At 66.6% G+C, this 18,159-nt stretch carries 14 protein-coding genes; 5 read left to right on the plus strand and 9 right to left on the minus strand.

From position 1 onward, the window contains the following. On the minus strand, nt 1–2,066 hold a 2,066-nt coding region (locus tag DIE21_RS32415), incomplete at its 3' end, for an ESPR-type extended signal peptide-containing protein (RefSeq protein ID WP_260432571.1). Between the two features lie 1,468 nt (nt 2,067–3,534). Between DIE21_RS32415 and DIE21_RS32425 the strand changes: the two genes are divergently transcribed. After that, on the plus strand, nt 3,535–4,368 hold the full coding sequence (locus DIE21_RS32425; protein WP_124501543.1) for a response regulator: 834 nt from the start codon (nt 3,535–3,537) through the stop codon (nt 4,366–4,368). Further along, nucleotides 4,361–6,700, plus strand: coding sequence for a sensor histidine kinase (locus tag DIE21_RS32430; protein ID WP_124501505.1), 2,340 nt, complete (start codon nt 4,361–4,363; stop codon nt 6,698–6,700). The genes DIE21_RS32425 and DIE21_RS32430 overlap by 8 nt, the downstream gene beginning before the upstream one ends. A 168-nt stretch (nt 6,701–6,868) precedes the next feature. On the opposite strand, the gene yjfF is transcribed toward DIE21_RS32430, so the two are convergent. From yjfF to DIE21_RS32455, 5 genes are all read right to left on the minus strand, one after another. Then, nucleotides 6,869–7,957, minus strand: a complete 1,089-nt coding sequence (gene yjfF, locus DIE21_RS32435; RefSeq protein ID WP_124501506.1) for a galactofuranose ABC transporter, permease protein YjfF — start codon at nt 7,955–7,957, stop codon at nt 6,869–6,871. Beyond that, a complete protein-coding gene (locus DIE21_RS32440; RefSeq protein ID WP_124501507.1) occupies nt 7,954–8,994 on the minus strand; it encodes an ABC transporter permease in 1,041 nt (346 codons plus the stop codon). Before DIE21_RS32440 ends, yjfF begins: the two co-directional genes overlap by 4 nt. Beyond that, nucleotides 8,991–10,505, minus strand: coding sequence for a sugar ABC transporter ATP-binding protein (locus DIE21_RS32445; protein ID WP_124501508.1), 1,515 nt, complete (start codon nt 10,503–10,505; stop codon nt 8,991–8,993). The genes DIE21_RS32440 and DIE21_RS32445 overlap by 4 nt, the downstream gene beginning before the upstream one ends. Nucleotides 10,506–10,683: 178 nt before the next feature. Further along, nucleotides 10,684–11,646 carry an ABC transporter substrate-binding protein gene (locus DIE21_RS32450; RefSeq protein ID WP_124501509.1) on the minus strand — a complete coding sequence of 321 codons (963 nt, stop codon included), beginning with the start codon at nt 11,644–11,646 and terminating at the stop codon, nt 10,684–10,686. Nucleotides 11,647–11,871: 225 nt separating this feature from the next. Continuing rightward, nucleotides 11,872–12,954 (minus strand): serine hydrolase, encoded by a 1,083-nt coding sequence (locus tag DIE21_RS32455; RefSeq protein WP_185640602.1) that lies wholly within the window; start codon nt 12,952–12,954, stop codon nt 11,872–11,874. 287 nt (nt 12,955–13,241) lie between these two features. Here DIE21_RS32455 and DIE21_RS32460 point away from each other — a divergent pair, with 287 nt between their 5' ends. Continuing rightward, entirely contained in the window at nt 13,242–14,315 is a 1,074-nt protein-coding gene (locus DIE21_RS32460; RefSeq protein ID WP_124501511.1) for a DNA topoisomerase IB, read from the plus strand. Between the two features lie 17 nt (nt 14,316–14,332). On the opposite strand, the gene DIE21_RS32465 is transcribed toward DIE21_RS32460, so the two are convergent. Together DIE21_RS32465 and DIE21_RS32470 are read right to left on the minus strand one after the other, a co-directional pair. After that, entirely contained in the window at nt 14,333–14,641 is a 309-nt protein-coding gene (locus tag DIE21_RS32465) for an H-NS family nucleoid-associated regulatory protein (RefSeq protein ID WP_124501512.1), read from the minus strand. Between the two features lie 117 nt (nt 14,642–14,758). Next, nucleotides 14,759–14,992 (minus strand): flagellar transcriptional regulator FlhD, encoded by a 234-nt coding sequence (locus DIE21_RS32470; protein ID WP_124501513.1) that lies wholly within the window; start codon nt 14,990–14,992, stop codon nt 14,759–14,761. Between the two features lie 353 nt (nt 14,993–15,345). Between DIE21_RS32470 and galU the strand changes: the two genes are divergently transcribed. Continuing rightward, nucleotides 15,346–16,230 (plus strand): UTP--glucose-1-phosphate uridylyltransferase GalU, encoded by an 885-nt coding sequence (galU, locus tag DIE21_RS32475; protein WP_124501514.1) that lies wholly within the window; start codon nt 15,346–15,348, stop codon nt 16,228–16,230. 25 nt (nt 16,231–16,255) lie between these two features. After that, nucleotides 16,256–16,879, plus strand: coding sequence for a phosphatase PAP2 family protein (locus DIE21_RS32480; RefSeq protein ID WP_124501515.1), 624 nt, complete (start codon nt 16,256–16,258; stop codon nt 16,877–16,879). Here the strand turns inward: DIE21_RS32480 and DIE21_RS32485 are convergent. Further along, nucleotides 16,866–18,119: an SGNH/GDSL hydrolase family protein gene (locus DIE21_RS32485; RefSeq protein ID WP_124501516.1), complete on the minus strand. Its 1,254-nt coding sequence runs from the start codon at nt 18,117–18,119 to the stop codon at nt 16,866–16,868. The genes DIE21_RS32480 and DIE21_RS32485 overlap by 14 nt on opposite strands. Nucleotides 18,120–18,159 lie beyond the last annotated feature (40 nt).

Consider the following 18,159-nt stretch of genomic DNA (forward strand, 5'->3'; position numbering starts at 1 on the left):
GCACTATTCGCCGACGACAAACCCGTCGACGTGGACGTCGACAACGAAGTCACCGCGCTGTTCGTCGAGCTCAAGCCCGTCGACAGCGAACTAATGCCCGTCGACGTCGAAGTCGACAGCGACGTGATCGCACTATTCGCCGACGACAAACCCGTCGACGTGGACGTCGACAACGAAGTCACCGCGCTGTTCGTCGAGCTCAAGCCGGTCGACAGTGAGCTGATCCCCGTCGACGTCGAAGTCGACAGCGACGTGACCGCACTATTGGTCGACGACAACCCCGTCGACAACGACGAAACGCCAGTGGACAACGACGTGATGCTGGACAACGTCGACGTCGACAGCGAAGTCACCGCCTGGTTGGTCGCATCGAGTTGCGAGCCGTTGATCGCATCCGTGCTCGTCGAACTGATCCGCCCTGCCGCGACGTTGGTGATCTGGCGCTCGGCGCCCACCGCGCCGACGCTGACGACGCTGGTCGGATTGATGCCGTTGAAGCTGTACGTGACGCCGCCGATCGTCCCGGTCGCGGTCGGATTCGGCGCGGCCGTCACCGAACCGGACCCGAGCGCGACGTCGTTGGCATGGGTCGCCACCGCCGACGCGCCGAACGCCACCGCGCCCGCCGCTGCCGCGGTCGACGTATTGCCGAGCGCGAGGGAGCCGGTGCCCTGCGCATTGTTCGAATTGCCGATCGCGACCGCGCCGTCGCCGTTCGCGGTGTTGTTCGACCCCAGCGTGACCGCACCGGTGCCGATCGCGGTGCTCGGGTCGCCGATGGCGACCGCGCCGTTGCCGCTCACGGTCTGGCCTTCGCCGAGTGCCACCGCGCCGGTGCCGCCCAGCACCTGAGAGTTGTTGCCGCCGGCAATCGAGCCCGCACCCGCGGTAGCAGCGACCGAATTGCTTGCCCCGATCGCCACGGTGGAGCCGGCCGCCGCAACACTGTTGATACCGATCGCCGTCGCATTGATGGCCGACGCAGTCGCGCCGGCGCCGAGTGCGGTACCCGAAATACCTGTCGCGAGCGCGAGATCCCCGAGCGCGACACCGAACTGCTGCGTCGCGGTCGACTGAACGCCCATCGCGATCGAACTGAGACCCGATGCATTGGCATTCAGGCCGTACGCCTGCGCATTGTCGGCGCCGGCCGTCGTGTTCGAACCCAGCGCGATCGAGCTGGTGCCGAGCGATTCCGTACCCGAGCCGGGCACGCCTGCCGTGCCACCCCAGCCGATGGCGATCGACGACGTCCCCTTCGCACCGCTGTTCACGCCCATTGCCACACCCGAATTGCCGGAAGCCAGTGCGCCGCTGCCCACGGCAACGCCTGCCGCGCCCGAGCTGGTCGACTGGTTGCCGAGCGCGACGGCCCCCGTACTGATGGCATTGGAGGCATAGCCGAGAGAGACGCTTTGGGCCCCGGAAGCGCTCGCCCCGAGACCGAGCGCCGCCGCATACTGACCGGAAGCCAGCGCATTGTTGCCGAGCCCGATCGCGGACACGCCGGTCGCCGCCGCACCACTGCCGAGCGCCACCGAGCCGCTTTGCGTCGCGCTCGACAGGTTGCCGAGCGCAACCGAGTAAGCCCCTGAACCGATCGCCTGCACGCCCATTGCCACGCTGTTGACGCCGGTTGCCTGCGAGTTGATGCCGATGGACGTCGCACCATCGGCCATCGCGTGCGCACCCGGGCCGATCGCCGTGGCTGAAACGCCGGTCGCGGTGGACAGGTTGCCGAACGCGGTGGAATTCACCTGCGTGGCAACCGAGCCGTTGCCGATCGCGATCGAGCTGGCGCCGCCGGTCGCGGAGCCGCCGCCCGCCGAATACTGCGCGTGCGCACCCGCCTGAAACAGTCCGAGATACGCGGCCGCCATCATCATGACGAGTCGCCGGGGCGACAGCCCCGGCGGCGCGATGCGCGTGGCGGCACCCGCGTGCGCGGCAAGCACGCCCGCGTTTCTCGACGACGCCACGCGCTTGCCGCGCGCACGATCGAGCTCGGATGCCGCAACCCAGGCCCCCAGTGCTTCGTTCCAGATCGACTTGAACGACTTGTTCATCTTGTTTTCCCTCGGTTCTCATGTGCTGGATGACGCAACAGCGAACGCGGTCTGGCGAAGACTGTCTCCGTGTACGCCCGTCCCACGACGCCCCGCTACTCACTTCGTAGACCTAACTGAACTTCCGAACGGCCCTGCACGACACTCGCGACACAGGTCGCGCTCACACGACCGCACGCCGCGCGTGTCCGTCACGCACGACGCGCAGCACCGATCGCGATGGATCGAATCATGGAAACCGGCATCGCGGGCCAGGTGACGGCACGATGCGCGACACACGCGTAACAGACGCACGCGAGCGCCGTCGCGCCGGCCCGGCGGCGACTTCGAATTTCATGAGAAAGCGTCGTTCAGACGCCGAATGGACGCATGCCGGCCTGCCCCGCAGGCCGGCGGTCCTGTTTCATTCGGGAGGGGGATGACGCCCCACACACCCCGGAGCTGAAGCATGCGCCGCGGGATCGCGGACGCTGACAGCCGACACCGGTTCGAGCGATCCGGTGCTTTGATCTGCCACGCTTTTCATGTTCATGTTTTTTTCGTGCCGCCGATTCGAGAGCGCGCGCCGCGCAACCGCCACCCGGGGGATCGAACTGCCCGGCGACCGACGCGAACTGACTCACCCCTTTCCATCCAGGCACGCACCGGAGATTCCGGATTCCCGGAATCTCCGGCAATTGGCCGGATGACCCCTACATCTAATTAATTGACTGACTTTCTTTGACTATTTCCTGCTGACCGCTGTGTCACACTCTCATCAGCTTCCACATCCTTCAATTCATCTCGTATATCAAACAATCCGAAGGATGAGAAGCTTGCACCGCCCTCGTGCCGACCCTCGCCGCAGCACCGGAATCCCGGAATTTGAGATTGTCAGCACTCAATGTCACATTGAATATTGAACACTCAAACATGCCACTGCGACAAATAAATATCGCATGGAAGCCGCTTCTGATGAAGAACCGATTCCATCCGCCTCGGGCCTAGTGTGCCGGGATTCTCCCGATCAAACCTTTTCCCGGGCGGACAAATTGTTTTCCCGGCCGGACGATATTTACATTCATACAAGCCGGCAGGGAATTGCACTTGAATGTGAAGAATTTTTTAACCGGGTATGAATAAAACTTAAATCACTGAGAAACCGAACCAATGATTTCTTTCCATACCGTAATTCGCCGCGCGCGCGACACATTTCGCGCCGAGTCATCGTTCGGGCCAATTCAATTTACGCGAATTAAAAAACGGAAACAACGACCGATATCCCGCATCGGATTCGGCACTTTTTCCCACTCCATTTTTTCCCGCAGCCGGGTTATCACGCAGGTTCCGGCCGCTGTCAAACATGCCCACACGGATCGCACGGAATCCTCACCGCCGGCCGTATTGTCGACATATAATTTTTTGCAACAATCGTGCACATAGATGCATCGAGTCTGACCCGGCCTACCTCCCCTACGCGTTCGCAACCATGTCATCCCGTTCGTCCAGTCCGGCGTCGCTCCGCGCCACGCCGGATCTCGTTGGCGCGCATATTCTTGTCGTAGACGACCGCCCGAACGACCTTCGGCTCCTCACGGAGATCCTGCGTTCGGCGCGATGCAGGATCAGCGTCGCCTTCGACGGCCTGCAGGCCTATCACCGCGCGCAGGCCATCGCGCCCGACCTGATCCTGATGGACGTCCGGATGCCGCGCATGGACGGTTTCGCCGCATGCCGGCTGCTGGCATCGACACCGTCGACGCAAAACATTCCGGTCATCATCCTGACCGCTGCCGGCGATCTCGGGGATCGCATCGCGGGGCTCGAAACCGGCGCACTGGACTACATCGTGAAGCCGTTCGAACCGGCCGAGGTGATCGCACGAATCCGCAATCACCTGAAGCGTGCGCGGCGCGGCCAGCCGTTCGCGCACCTGCCTGAACTACCCGACCATCCCGACGCCGCGCTGGTGCGCGCGGCAAGCGACATCCTGCTGCGCGAATTGCGCAATCCGCCGACGCTCGACGAACTGGCGCGGCAGGTCGGCACGCACGAAAAGCGGCTGTCGCGCATATTCCGCGACCATCTCGGCCAGACCGTGTTCGAATACCTGCGCGACACGCGGCTGCGCGCCGCGAAGCACTTTCTCGCGGAAACGTCGATGGGGATCGGCGACATCGCCGAGGAAATCGGCTTCTCGACGCCCGGCAATTTCGCGACGGCGTTTCGCGAACGGTTCGGCATCACGCCATCCGACTGGCGGCGCCAGCGTCCGACGATCGACGCACTGCCCGCGTCGCATGATCACCCGCGCGATGCGTAGGCGCCGCGCGTCGGGCTGGCACGCCCTCCTGCTGCTCGTGGTGGCGCTGATGGTCGCCTGCGCGGCGCACCGGGCCGAAGCGGCGGATGTCGCCGCGCACCTGGACGCGGTGTCGATCATCGAGGATCCGGGCACGACGATGTCCGTCGACCACGCCGCCGCGCGACTCGCGCAGCCGCAACGCCGCGCCGCCACGGCAGCGCAATCGTCGTTCAACATCGCGTTTTCCCGCTCGGCGTGGTGGATCGGCGCGACGCTGGTCAACCGCGACAGCGTCGAGCGCGCGCTGGTGCTGGCGCTTCGTGACGCACGTGTCGACCGCGCGGACTTTTATGCGAACCGCGACGGCACGTGGACGCCCGTCGCCCGCTTCCCGGCCGACGCAGGCGCGGGCGGCACCGTCCGCGCGCATTCCCGCTATCCGGAGCTCGACAGGATGCTGCGTCCCGGCGAGCAAGTGCCGATCCTGATTCGCGTCACGTCGCGCAAGGAAATGCGGCTCGCACCCGCCGCGTTCACCCGTGACGCCTGGGAGGCGGAGGAAATGCGTGCCGCGATGTGGGACTTCGGCTTTTTCGGCGGCCTCCTGGCACTCATGTGGTGCGCGTTGCTGATCGGCTTCTTCTCGCGCAGCGGCGTATTTCACGTGCTGGCCGGCATCGCGTTGTGCACGACGCTGTTCGAGGCAACGTATCGCGGCTATACGACGTTGATCCTGTGGCCCGGCGCACGCGAATGGTCCGCGCGCGGCGAGGTGATCTTCGCGTACCTCGCGGTCGCGCTGTTCATCGTCTTCATCCTGGCGGTCGCGCGCCGCGAGAAGGCCCGGATTCCGCTGCGCGCGGTCTACCTGACGATACTGGGCCTCGAATGCGCAGGCATCATCGGGGCGGCATTCGGCGACCTGCTCACCTTCACCTGGTTCTGCCTGCGGCTGAACACCGTGCTGGGGGTCGTCAACATCGGCCTCGCGCTGACGTTCCTGATCCGCAGGACACCGACCGCGCGCGTGATGCTGATCGCGATCGCGGTCGCGAGCTTCAACATCCTGATGCGCATGCTCGACGGCATGGGCGCGGTGCCGCCGTGGCTGCTCTGGCTGAAGTCCAACCTCTATCCGAATCCCGTCATCGCGATCATCGGGCTCGCCACGCACCTGCTGGTGCTGGCCGCGTGGATCGACCACGTCGGGCGTCAACGCACCGAGGCGCGCAAGCGGCTCGCGCAGTGGCAGCTCACCGAACAGGATCGCCTGCGCGACGAGGTCGCCAAACGCACGGTCGCGCTCAACGACGCGCTGCACCAGGTGAAGACGCACATGCAGCAGAAGATCGAGACGCTCGGCTACGTGAGCCACGACCTGCGCGCGCCGCTGTCGACGATCAACGGCTACGCGAAGCTGCTGCTGCAAAGCGCGACACGCAGCCAGGCCCGGCTGATCCGCTCGATCGACCGCAGCATCCGCTACCAGCTCACGCTGATCGACGAGTTGCTGCAGTACACGAAGGCCGAGCTGCAGCCGCTCGGCATTTCGCCGGACGCGACCGACCTGCCCGGCCTGCTGAACGACATCGGCGACTATGCGCTCGCGCTGTGCGCGCAACAGGACAACCGGTTCGACTACCGGCCGCTGACGCCGCTGCCACGCAAGCTGTCGATCGACGGTATCCGGCTGCAGCAGGTGCTGCTCAACCTGCTGTCGAACGCGTCGAAGTTTACGCGCGACGGCACCGTCACGCTGTCGGTCGGCGCGTATCCGGAAGCCGACGCGTGGCGCATCGTGTTCGAGGTCGCCGATACCGGGATCGGGATCGATATCGACAAGACGACCGACATCTTCCGTGCCTATCAGCAGGTGCAGGCGGTGAATGGCGGCACCGGGCTCGGCCTGTTCATCGCGCAGCGGATCGTCGGCGCGATGCACGGCGAACTGGCCGTGTCGAGCCAGCCGGGCGTCGGCACGTCGTTCACGTTCCAGATCGTCGCGCCGGCGATCGGGCATGCGCTGATCCCGGCGTCGGCGCTCGTCCGGCCGGTCGAGCCGGTCGAGCAAGAGGAACCGGAAAGCGACGCACACGCGATGCGCTGCCCGCCCCCGGGTGCGCTCGACGAGCTGGCCGTGCTCGCCAGCGAAGGCCGCCTCACCGATATCGAGGAATGGCTTGGCCAGCATGCGCACGCGCCGCGCCATGCCGCGTTCGTGCAGACGATGCGGGAGCGTCTCGACGCGCTCGATCTGCACGCGATCGAGCGGCTGGCCGAATCGCTGAAACGCACGGGCATCGCCGACGTGTCGTTCGATGCGCAGCCGGATCTGGCAGGGCCTGCGTGATCGCCACCGGCGCACGGCCGCCGCACCGCCATCGTCGCGGACCGGTCAGCCGCACCTTGCAGCGTGGCGACGCGCCGCCTGTTCAGCGCCGGCCTCCGTGAAGCCAACGACACCGGTCCGTGCAATCCATCGCCGGTGCGCAGGCAATCGCGCCTGACGCGAAGATCGTTACGACCGCCGCATCGTCGACACCAGCGCCGCGTCGTCACCCGGCGCCGCCGGCCTCACCTGTGGGGCATCGCGCTTCCTGCGCTGCGGATCGAGCCCGGTGCCGCCGGTGCGCCGCCGCGCCGCATGCCGCTCGATGACCCGCTGCAGCAGGCAGAACACGCACAGCAGCGCGCCGATCACGATCCGCGTCCACCACGAACTCAGTGTGCCGTCGAACGTGATCAGCACCTGGATCGTGCCGAGGATGCCGACGCCGAACACCGACCCGATCACGTAACCCACGCCGCCCGTGAGCAGCGTGCCGCCGATCACGGTCGCGGCGATCGCGTCGAGCTCCATCCCCTGCGCCTGCAGCCCGTAGCCGGACAGCACGTACAGCGTGAACACCACGCCGCCGAGCGCCGAACAGAAGCCGCTCAGCGCATACACGCCGACCTTCGTGCGCGCGACCGGCAGCCCCATCAGCAGCGCCGAGCGCTCGTTGCCGCCGATCGCATACACGTTGCGGCCGAAGCGCGTGAAATGCGCGACGTAGATCGCGGCGGCCAGCGTCGCGAGCGCGATCAGCGCGCCCGCGCTCAGCGTTCCGCCGCCGACCGGCACGCTGATGCCCGCGAGCGCATGGAACGTCGGCTCGTTGATCGTGATCGACTGCGTCGTGATCAGGAAGCACGCGCCGCGCGCGAGAAACATCCCGGCCAGCGTGACGATGAACGGCTGCAGCCGGAAATAATGAATCAGCGCACCCATCGCCGCGCCGTACAGCGCACCGAACACGAGCACCAGCGGCACGATCGCCCAGACGGGCCAGTGCAGCCGCTCGGCGCCGATCGCGCAGAAGATCGTTGTCAACGCAACGACAGAGCCGACCGACAGGTCGATGCCGCCCGACACGATCACGAACGTCATCCCGATCGCGACGATCAGCAGGAACGCGTTGTCGACCAGCAGCCCGGTCAACACCTGCATCGAGAAGAAGCCCGTGTACATCACGGATCCGAAGCCGAACAGCGCGGCGAACAGCACGATCGTCACGACGATCGGCAGCGTGCGCGGGTCGGCGAGCCGTGCGAGGAATCGGTTCATCGGGGCGTGGCTCCGGTGGTGGCGCGCGAACGCGCGGAAGGCAGCAGCCGCGACGCATGCCGGACCACGCCCGCGCGCGCCGCGTCCGACTGGATCAGCGTCACGACGATCACGACGATCGCCTTCACGACGAGCGTCGCCTCCGGCGGCACGCCGATCGAATAGGTCGTGTAGGTGAGCGTCTGGATGATCAGCGCGCCGAGCACGGAGCCGGCGAGGCTGAAGCGGCCGCCGAGCAGCGACGTGCCGCCGAGCGTCACCGCGAGGATCGCGTCGAGCTCGAGCAGCAGCCCCGCGTTGTTGCCGTCGGCGCTGCGCACGTTGGAGCTGGCGAGGATGCCCGCCAGCGCCGACATCACGCCGGAGCACAGATACACGCCGAACACGACCGCCCCCGCGCGCAGCCCGACGAGCCGCGTCGCGACCGGGTTCACGCCGATCGCGCGGATGAACAGGCCTAGCGCCGTGCGGTTCACCAGCAGCGCGGTCGCCGCGATCGTCGCGATCGCGATCCAGACCGAGCACGGCACGGCCGCGAGATAGCCGCCGCCGAGTGCCAGGTAGCCGGGCGCGCCGATCGGGATGATCTGCCCGCCGGTCAGCAACTGCGCGATGCCGCGTCCGGCGACCATCAGAATCAGCGTCGCGATGATCGGCTGCATCCCGACGAACGCGACGAGCACGCCGTTCCACGCGCCCGCGAGCACGCCGACGCCGAGCGCGGCGGCCAGCGCCGTGCCGAGCCGCGACGGATCGCCGTCGAGCACGATCGCCGCGGCGGCGCCGGCGATCGCGACGATCGCGCCGACCGAGATGTCGATCCCGCGTGTCGCGATCACGAGCGTCATCCCGAGCGACACGATCACGAGCGGCGCCGCGCGGTTCAGGATGTCGATCGGCGCGCCGAACAGGTGGCCGTCGAGCAGCGAGACCGACAGGAAGCCCGGCCGATGCGCGACGTCGAGCGCGAACAGCAGCGCAAGCGTCAGCACCGGCCAGACGAGCGGATGACGAAGCAACGTACGAAGCCGCATCATGACCGGCCTCCCGCGATCAGGTGGTACACGTGTTCCTCCGATGCGTCGCCGCCGCTCAGCTCGGCGACCTTGCGGCGGTCGCGCAGCACCGCGATCCGGTGGCTCACGCGCACGACTTCGCTGATCTCCGACGAGATGAACAGGATCGCGAGCCCCTGCGCGCACAACGCGAGCACGCGCTCCATGATGTCGAATTTCGCGGCGACGTCGATGCCGCGCGTCGGCTCGTCGAGAATCAGCAGCTTCGGTTCCGTCGCGAGCCAGCGCGCGAGCAGCACCTTCTGCTGGTTGCCGCCCGACAGCAGCCCGATCGGCTGCTCCGCGTCGCGCGCCTTGATGCCGAGCCGCGCGATGTACGTGTCGGCGAGCTCGCGCTGGCGCGCGCGGCCGATCAGCCGCCACCAGCCGCGCCGCGCCTGCAGTGCGAGGACGATGTTCTCGCGGATCGACAGCGCGGCCACGATCCCCTCCTTCTTGCGATCCTCCGGGCAATACGCGATTCCGTTGCGCACCGCGTCATGCGGCGACGCGAGCCGCTTGCGCGCGCCGTCGATCTCGATCGCGCCGGTGTCGGTGCGCTCGGCCGCGAATGCGAGCCGCGCGGTTTCCGTGCGCCCCGACCCGAGCAGCCCGGCCAGCCCGACGATTTCGCCGGGCCGCACGTCGAGGTCGAGCGGGCTCATCATCCCGCGCCGGCCGACCTGCCGCATCGACAGGAACGGCGCGGCCGCGCCGCCATCGTGCTGCACGGCCGCCGCGCCGGCCTGCAGCGTGCCGGACATCGGCTCACGCCCGGTCATCTTCGCGACCAGCAGGTCGACCGGCAGGTCGCGCGCGAGATACTCGCCTTCGCGCTCGCCGTTGCGCATCACCGTGATCCGGTCCGACACCGCATAGGTCTGTTCGAGAAAATGCGTGACGAACAGGATTGCGATGCCCGACGCCTTCAGCCGGCGCAGCACGTCGAAGAGCCGCGCGACCTCGCCGTCGTCGAGGCTCGACGTCGGCTCGTCGAGAATCAGCACGCGCGCGTCGACCGACACGGCCCGCGCGATCGCGACCATCTGCTGCACCGCGATCGGATAGGCGTCGAGCGAGCGCGTGACGTCGAGCGACAGGTCGAGTTCGGCGAGCGCGTCGCGCGCCCGCGCATGGATCGTCTTCCAGTCGATCGTGCCGCGCCGCATCGGCTGCCGGCCCGCGAAGATGTTCTCGGCGACCGACAGGTTCGCGCACAGGTTCACCTCCTGGTACAGCGTCTGGATCCCGGCCGCCTCGGCCTCGCGCGGCGCGGCGAAATTCACCGGCGCGCCGCCGACGCGAATCTCGCCCGCGTCGTGCGCATGCACGCCGGTCAGCACGTTGATCAGCGTCGACTTGCCGGCGCCGTTCTGGCCCATCAGCGCATGGATCTCGCCCGGAAACAGCCGGAAATCCACGCGCTGCAGCGCGTGGACACCCGGAAACGCCTTGTCGATGCCGATCATCTCGACCACCGGCGGATTCGTCATGGATCGCCCTCGCTTCGAAGCAGTTGCCGGACGGACGGCGGCAGCCGCGCCGCCGTCCGTGTCCGTCGGGACTCTCAAGAAAACGCCGGGCCGCGCCAAGTTTTCCGCCCCGCAGGACGTCCCCTTGGGGGATTGCCCCCTCGGGGGGCCTGGCGCGACGCGACAGGTTTGGGGGCGCTCAGTACTTGCGGGTCGGCAGCACCTGCGCCGCGACGCTCATCGGGAACACCGTCTCGTTCGTGACGATGCGCTTCGGCAGCGGCTTGCTGGCGACCACGTCCTTCACCGCCGTCATCAGCTGCGGGCCGAGCAGCGGACTGCATTCGACGTCGACGTTGATCTTGCCGGCGACCATCGCCTGGAAGCCGCCCTTGGTCGCGTCGAACGACACGACGCTCACGTCCTTGCCGGGCTTGATGCCGGCCTCCTCCATCGCCTGGATCGCGCCGAGCGCCATGTCGTCGTTGTGCGCATAGACGACGTTGATCTGCTTGCCGTAGGTCTTCGCAAACGCTTCCATCACCTGCTTGCCGCCGGCGAGCGTGAAGTCGCCGCTTTGCGACGCGATCACCTTGAACTTCGGATTGCTCTTGATCACTTCCAGCAGGCCCGCGCGGCGATCGTTGGCCGGCGCGGAGCCGACCGTGCCCTGCAGCTCGACGATGTTGACCGGGCCGGGATCGCTCTTGTAGCGCTCTTCCATCCAGTGGCCGGCGCGCCGCCCTTCCTCGAGGAAGTCGGAGCCGATCATCGTCACATACAGCGACGGATCCTTCACGTCGACGCCGCGATCGGTCAGGATCACCGGAATATGCGCCGCCTTCGCTTCGGTCAGCACCGGCTCCCAGCCCGACTCCACGACCGGCGAGAATGCGATCACGTCGACCTTCTGCGCGATGAACGAGCGGATCGCGCGGATCTGGTTCTCCTGCTTTTGCTGCGCGTCCGAGAATTTCAGGTTGATGCCGGCGTCCTTCGCGGCGCCCTTCACCGACACGGTGTTCGCGGTGCGCCACGCGCTCTCCGCGCCGACCTGCGAGAACCCGAGCGTGATCGGCTTTTGCTGCGCGTGCGCGCCGGTGGCCAGCACCGCCGCCGCCGCGACGATTGCGCCGGCCGCCAGCTTCCTGATGAATGTCATGGTCCGTCTCCGATGGTGTCGTTGTATGCCGCGGCGCCGGCCCGGCGCGGTGCCGTGCTGCGCTGTTGTGGTTCTGCGTGGCGCGGGCGCGGTTCAGGGCGGCGCCGGCCGGCGCTTGCGGCCGGCCCGGTTTGTGCACCCCGGATCAGTCTAGGAACAAGTCCGATAACCTTCCAATGAAATATTGGATTGAAGTGATATCGGTATCGGCATACGTATAAACACCTAAGCGGGTGGCGCACCGTCGCTTGGCTCGCCGGCGTGCGCGGCCTCGACCAGCGTCACCAGCGTTTCCATCTTCGTCTGGCCCATCCGCTTCGATGCCAGCCGCGCATCGACAAGGCTCACGACCACCAGGTCGAGCGACGGGACGACCACCGCGTACTGGCCGAGATGGCCGTCGGCCCAGAACGCGGGCCGCGCCAGCATCGCGTCGCGGCCGCGCGCGCCGCTCGCGGATGCGCTCGTCCACCACAGGTAGCCGTATCCGCCCGTGCGCGTGTCCGAATACGGACGCGTCGATTCGGCGACCCATCCGGCCGGCACGACCTGCCGGTCGCGCCAGCAGCCGTCGTGCAGGTACAGCAGCGCGAACCGGGCAAAGTCGCGGGCGCTCAGGTCGAACGGGTAGGCCGGATATCGCGTGACGGTGCCGCCCGGCACGTAGCGCCCGTCCGACGGCGCATAGTCCTGCATGCCGACCGGAATCGCGATTTCCGTCCGCAGCGCATCGAAAATGCGCGTGCCGGTGCTGCGTTCGTAGATCGCGCCGACGGTATTGAAATCCCAGTTGTTGTAGTACCAGAACGTGCCCGGCGCGTGACTGCCGCGCGGCGGCCGCAGCGCCTTCATCCGGACGGTTTCGTACGTCGCCGGGTGATACACGCCCGAGCGCGCCTCCAGCAGCATCCGTACGGTCGCCTGTTTTTCGGCGGGCGACAGCGCGGGCGCGGTGTCGTCGATGCCGAGCTGCGCGAGCGTGTCATCCAGATGCATCTGCCCGCGCGCGACCGCGATGCCGACCAGCGCGCTCAGGAAGCTCTTGCGCGCCGAATGGAGGTTCGACTTGCGCGCGACGTCGCCCCACTGCGCGATCACCATTCCGCCGTGGACGATCATGCCGGACGTCGAGCCTTGTCGCTGCGCATACGCGACGGCGCGGTCGATCCCGTCCTGCGAGAAGCCGTGCGAGGCCGGGGCGGCCCGTGCCCAGTCGGCCGCCGGAAACACCTGCTCGCGAACCTCGGCGGCATCCGGCGACGTCGGTCTCGCCGGCGGCGGCGGCGCACAGCCCGTAGCCAGCGCCATGGCGCCGGCAGTTGCCAGCGCGAGCGACGCGCGCCATCGGCGGCATGTCGCGCGGCATCCTGGATTCATCCCCATTTTCAGCATCGTCGGCCTCGTCGTGTCGTTGCGATGTCCGTTCAACGCGGCTCGGCGGAAAATCCGTCGCCGGCGCACGAATCTTGCTGCCGCGCCGGCAGGACCGCTCGCGCATCGCCGCGGCCCGATTGCAACGAGGAGAACCACGATGCCCCCGTGCGGGAACGCAGCACGCCGTGCGCGAATGCTTCGGTCGACCGGTGCATCGCAGCATGATGAAGCGTACGTTTTGCGGTGACGCCGAAGCCGTCGCGCGTTCAGCCGTGCCGCTGCGCCACGTCGACGACCGGCGTCCCGGCTACACGCGCCGACGCCTGCGCAACGGCTTCGCGTACTACGCGCAGGACGGCTCCCGGATCCGCGATGCCGACGAAATCGCCCGCATCGATGCGCTTGCGATTCCGCCCGCGTACACCGACGTCAGGATCTGCATGGACCCGCGCGGCCATCTGCAGGCGACCGGCCGCGACGCGCGCGGGCGCAAGCAGTATCGCTATCACCCGCTGTGGCGCGAGACGCGCGACGCGAACAAGTATGCGCGGATGGCGGCATTCGCCCGCGCGCTGCCGCGCATCCGTGTGCGCGTCAAACGCGATCTGGCGCTGCCCGGGATGCCACGCGACAAGATCGTCGCGACGATCGTCCGGCTGCTCGACACGACGCTCGCGCGGATCGGCAACGCCGAGTACGCACGCGAGAACGGGTCGTACGGGCTGACGACGCTGCGCAAGCGCCACGTGACGATCCGGCCGGGACAGGTGCGCCTGCGCTTCACGGGCAAGAGCGGCATCGAACACGACGTGACCGTCGACGACCCGCGCGTCGGCCGGATCGTGCGGCGCTGCGCGGAGCTGCCCGGGCACGAGCTGTTCCAGTATGTGGACGACGACGGCACGCGCCATTCGGTCGGCTCGTCCGACGTGAACGACTATCTGCGCGACGCGGCGGGTGCGGCGTTCACCGCGAAGGACTACCGGACGTGGACGGGCAGCGTGCAGGCGCTCGCGCTGTTGAGGCGCCTCCCGCATCAGGGCGTCACGCATGCGCGCAAGCAGATCGTCGAAACGGTGCGGACCGTCGCCGACATCTTGCGCAACACGCCGGCCGTGTGCCGGCGCTGCTACATCCATCCGGTGGTGCTCGATACGTTCGAGGCCGGGGTGCTCGCGGCGCCGGAGGTGCGCCGCACGCCGAGGGGGCTACGCGTGGACGAGGCGGCGTTCGCGGTGTTGCTCGAACAGGCGGCGCGCGAGCGGCGCCGCCCGCCGTCCTCCGCGCCCCGCTGAGCCGTTACCCGCTCGAATCAAACGGGATTGCGCTCGATCAGGAACCGCTCGCGACGGCCGCCCTTGATCCAGCGCGGCTCGCGACCGCGCCCGCTCCACGTCGCGCCGGTCTTCGGATCGCGATACCGGGGCGCCGATGCGCTCTTGCGCGACGTCGTTCTTGCGGTGCCGCCGTGGCGGCCGAAGATCTGACTGGCGGTCAGGCCGTATTCGGCAACGCGGGTGCGAATCTCGTTGATGACGGCCTCGAGTTCGGCGAGTCGGGCTTCCTCGACGCGCTTCATCAATTCATCGGCTTGCGCCTTCAATTCGCGATAACCGGACATGCGACTCCTCCACATTTTCATGGCGTGATAAAAGACCGAATGGGCGCGGGATTGCCATCACGCAATCCGCTTGAAGGCCGTGAGTCGGACGCCCATTCGGGAAAATCGGAAAACGGATCACGCGCGGCCCGGCGCGTTTTCGGCGCGGAATTCACACACCAATTCGCCGCTGGCCGCCAGCTCGTCGATCTGATTCAGCGTCAACGCGTCAATCGATGCGGCAATTTCGTCAGATATGCCCAATTGCCGCTTGCCCTGCTCGTAGTCGATACGCAACATGCGCTGCGCGAGCACGAGATACGCGCGGTTGAATTCCGCGATTGCATCGAAGATATCGCCTTGCCCCGTCATGAACGCTCCTGAGCCGACGGCGGTTTGCGCGTGCAGCGACCGGCCGTCCAGTAATGAATGCCTGAATCTAAGTCATGCAATCGGCGTCATGCCGACAATTCCTAGACGGCATCCGACATTCATGAAATCGGCGCGCGCAATTCGCGATTCGCAATTCGTCACAATTCGCCGCTGTCGGATTCAGCCTAGATTCGGTCACCCCTCGAAACCGGAACGCCCATACGATTTTCAGACGGCGCGCGGATTCGTTTGCGCGAACGATACGGCAGCGGCGAACGACGATTGCATGCGCGCGTCGTCGCCTTCCTCGGCATCGTCGATGCCTGACCCCGAACGGATGGAATCCGACAATCATGTTGAAAGTGACGAAAGCCGTATTTCCGGTCGCCGGTCTCGGCACGCGATTTCTGCCTGCGACCAAGGCCAGCCCGAAAGAAATGCTGCCGGTGGTGGACAAGCCGCTGATTCAATATGCGGTCGAGGAAGCGATCGACGCCGGCATCACCGAAATGATTTTCGTGACCGGCCGCAGCAAGCGCGCGATCGAGGATCACTTCGACAAGTCCTACGAGATCGAAGCGGAGCTCGAGGCGCGCGGCAAGGAAAAGCTGCTGTCGCTGGTTCGCAGCATCAAGCCGAGCCACGTCGACTGCTTCTACGTGCGCCAGGCCGAAGCGCTGGGGCTCGGCCATGCCGTGCTGTGCGCGGAGAAGCTGGTCGGCAACCAGCCGTTCGCGGTGATCCTCGCCGATGACCTGCTCGACGGGCCGACACCCGTGCTGCGGCAGATGATCAACGTGTTCGATCACTATCACGCGTCGGTGATCGGCGTGGAGGAAATCGCGCCCGAGGAATCGAAGTCGTATGGCGTGATCGACGGCAAGCGCTGGGAGGACAACCTGTTCAAGCTGTCCGGGATCGTCGAGAAGCCGGAGCCGGCGAAGGCACCGTCGAATTTCGGCGTGGTGGGCCGTTACGTGCTGAAGCCGAAGGTGTTCGAGCATCTGCGCGCGCTGCGGCCCGGTTCCGGCGGCGAACTGCAGCTGACGGACGCGATCCAGTCGCTGCTGTCGGACGAGCAGGTGCTCGCCCATCGCTACGACGGCACGCGCTTCGATTGCGGCAGCAAGCTCGGGTATCTGAAGGCGACGGTCGAGTTCGCGCTGCGGCATCCGGAAGTGGCCGCGGATTTCGAAAGCTATCTGGCCACGCGCATGTCGGCGCTGCTGGCCGCCTGACCGGGTGGCCGTCGCGAACCCGGTCATGTGGACGGCCGTCAGCGATCTCGGCGACGCGGCGATGACGTTGCCGCTGGCCGTCGTGTGCATTGCGTGGCTCACGCGCTCGACGGCCGGGCGGCATCATGCGGCGTCGTGGGCGCTGATGCTCGCGGCCGGCATGGCGCTCGTCGGCACCACCAAGATGCTGTATGCCGGTTGCGGGATCCAGATCCGCGCGATCGATTTCCGCGTGATCAGCGGGCACACGATGCTCGCGGCGGCGGTCTGGCCGATGACGTGCGTGCTTGCGCTGAGCGGTGGCGCGCAACTGCGGGCGAGTGCGTCGCTGTCGCTCGGGCTCGCGCTCGGCGCGCTGATCGGTGTTGCACGCGTGTTCGACGACGCGCACACGCCGTCGGAAGTCGTCGCCGGCTGGCTCGTCGGCTCGACGGTCGCGCTGGCGTTCGTGTGGCGGCACGGCGCGCCGCGTGTCGACGCGCGGTATCGCGCGCTCGTCGCCGGCTCGCTACTGGCCGTGTCGGCGGTCGCGTATGGTCGGCATGCGCCGATTCAGGCGGCGATCGAGCTGTATTCGCCGTTTTTGTGCGGGCGGTTCCACCTGGCGGCTCTGTACGGACACCCCACCTTGCCGGTTATAGCGGGGTGAGTTCAAACGTGTGCCATACGGGTTGCGCAGCCTCGCGCTGCAACGTGACGATTTCGGCTTCGGCGCGATCGAGCGCCTGCAACACCTGCAAACGGCCAGTCAGCGTACCCGTCGCACGCAGCATCTGAACGCGGCGCCAACGGGTCGCGCGTATCGCGTTATGTGCCAACGTCAACGCGTGCACGTCGGCCGCTTGCGCATTCATCGGACTGGCATACCGGGCAAGATTGATACCGCGTGACAAATCCGCGGCATTAAAAGTCGCGATTGTCTGGCCATCGATCGACAACCGGTATGCCCGCGCCGGAACGCCCGTGACCCGGAGGTTCTGCTGATTCAGGCTCTCCATGAAATCGGTATTGAGCGCAACGAATCTGGACGTCTGATCGTCCGGAATCGGCATTGGCAATGCGTCGTCGATCGCCTCCCAGCTCAGCGTCGTGCCCGCACGGAAATGCCGTACAGCGGCATGCTGCGCAGCAATCGACGGCTGACTGCCGACCGAAATGTCGACGGCGGACACCAGCGACGTCGCGCCCCAACTCTCAAGCAACGCCTTTGCAAGCAACATTCCGCCGGCAGGCACGGGGTGAACCCGGTCGGGAAACAACGCTCTGGCAATACCCGGTTCGATCTGCGCAAGCCGCCTCAAATCGCTCACTACCGGCTCGTTCAAGTCCACCACCTGTGCGCGCATTTCCGAACCAAGTTGTGCGACGCCTTCACCAAACCGCTGCAGTACGGCGTTGTAGCCGATGTCGAACAATTCGCGACGCGTCACATCATCGTACGGCGACGGACGAATCAGTGTGATTCTCGCGTCCGGCACCACCCGAACGAGCGATGTCAGAGCGTTTCGGTAGCCTGACAGAAATGCCGCGTAGACCTGTGGGTTGAACGCCTTGAACCGTCCGTCATTCATGCCGTACATCATTACCACCACCGTCGGTGCAAATGGCACGACATCGCGATGCAGACGTTCGCTCATCGGCCCGGCGAGACCACCGGCAACCGTATCTTTGCCGACGCCAGAGTTCACGAAACGCACATGCATTTTCGGAAAACGCGTCACGACATAGTCTTCAATCGCGCTCGTATACGCACCGCCTTCGGTGATGCTGTCGCCCATGAATACAACGGCGTCACCATTGCGGAGATGGAAGCCCTCCGCACAAGCGACGGGCCCCATTACCAATGCCACGCCCCCAACAAACAGACCAAGCATCGCACGTAGATTCATTTTCCGGACACATCAACGAAGCGGCGGCGCGATGCTGTCG

Origin of the sequence: Burkholderia sp. Bp9140 (assembly GCF_003853425.1) — a bacterium.
Lineage (GTDB): Bacteria > Pseudomonadota > Gammaproteobacteria > Burkholderiales > Burkholderiaceae > Burkholderia.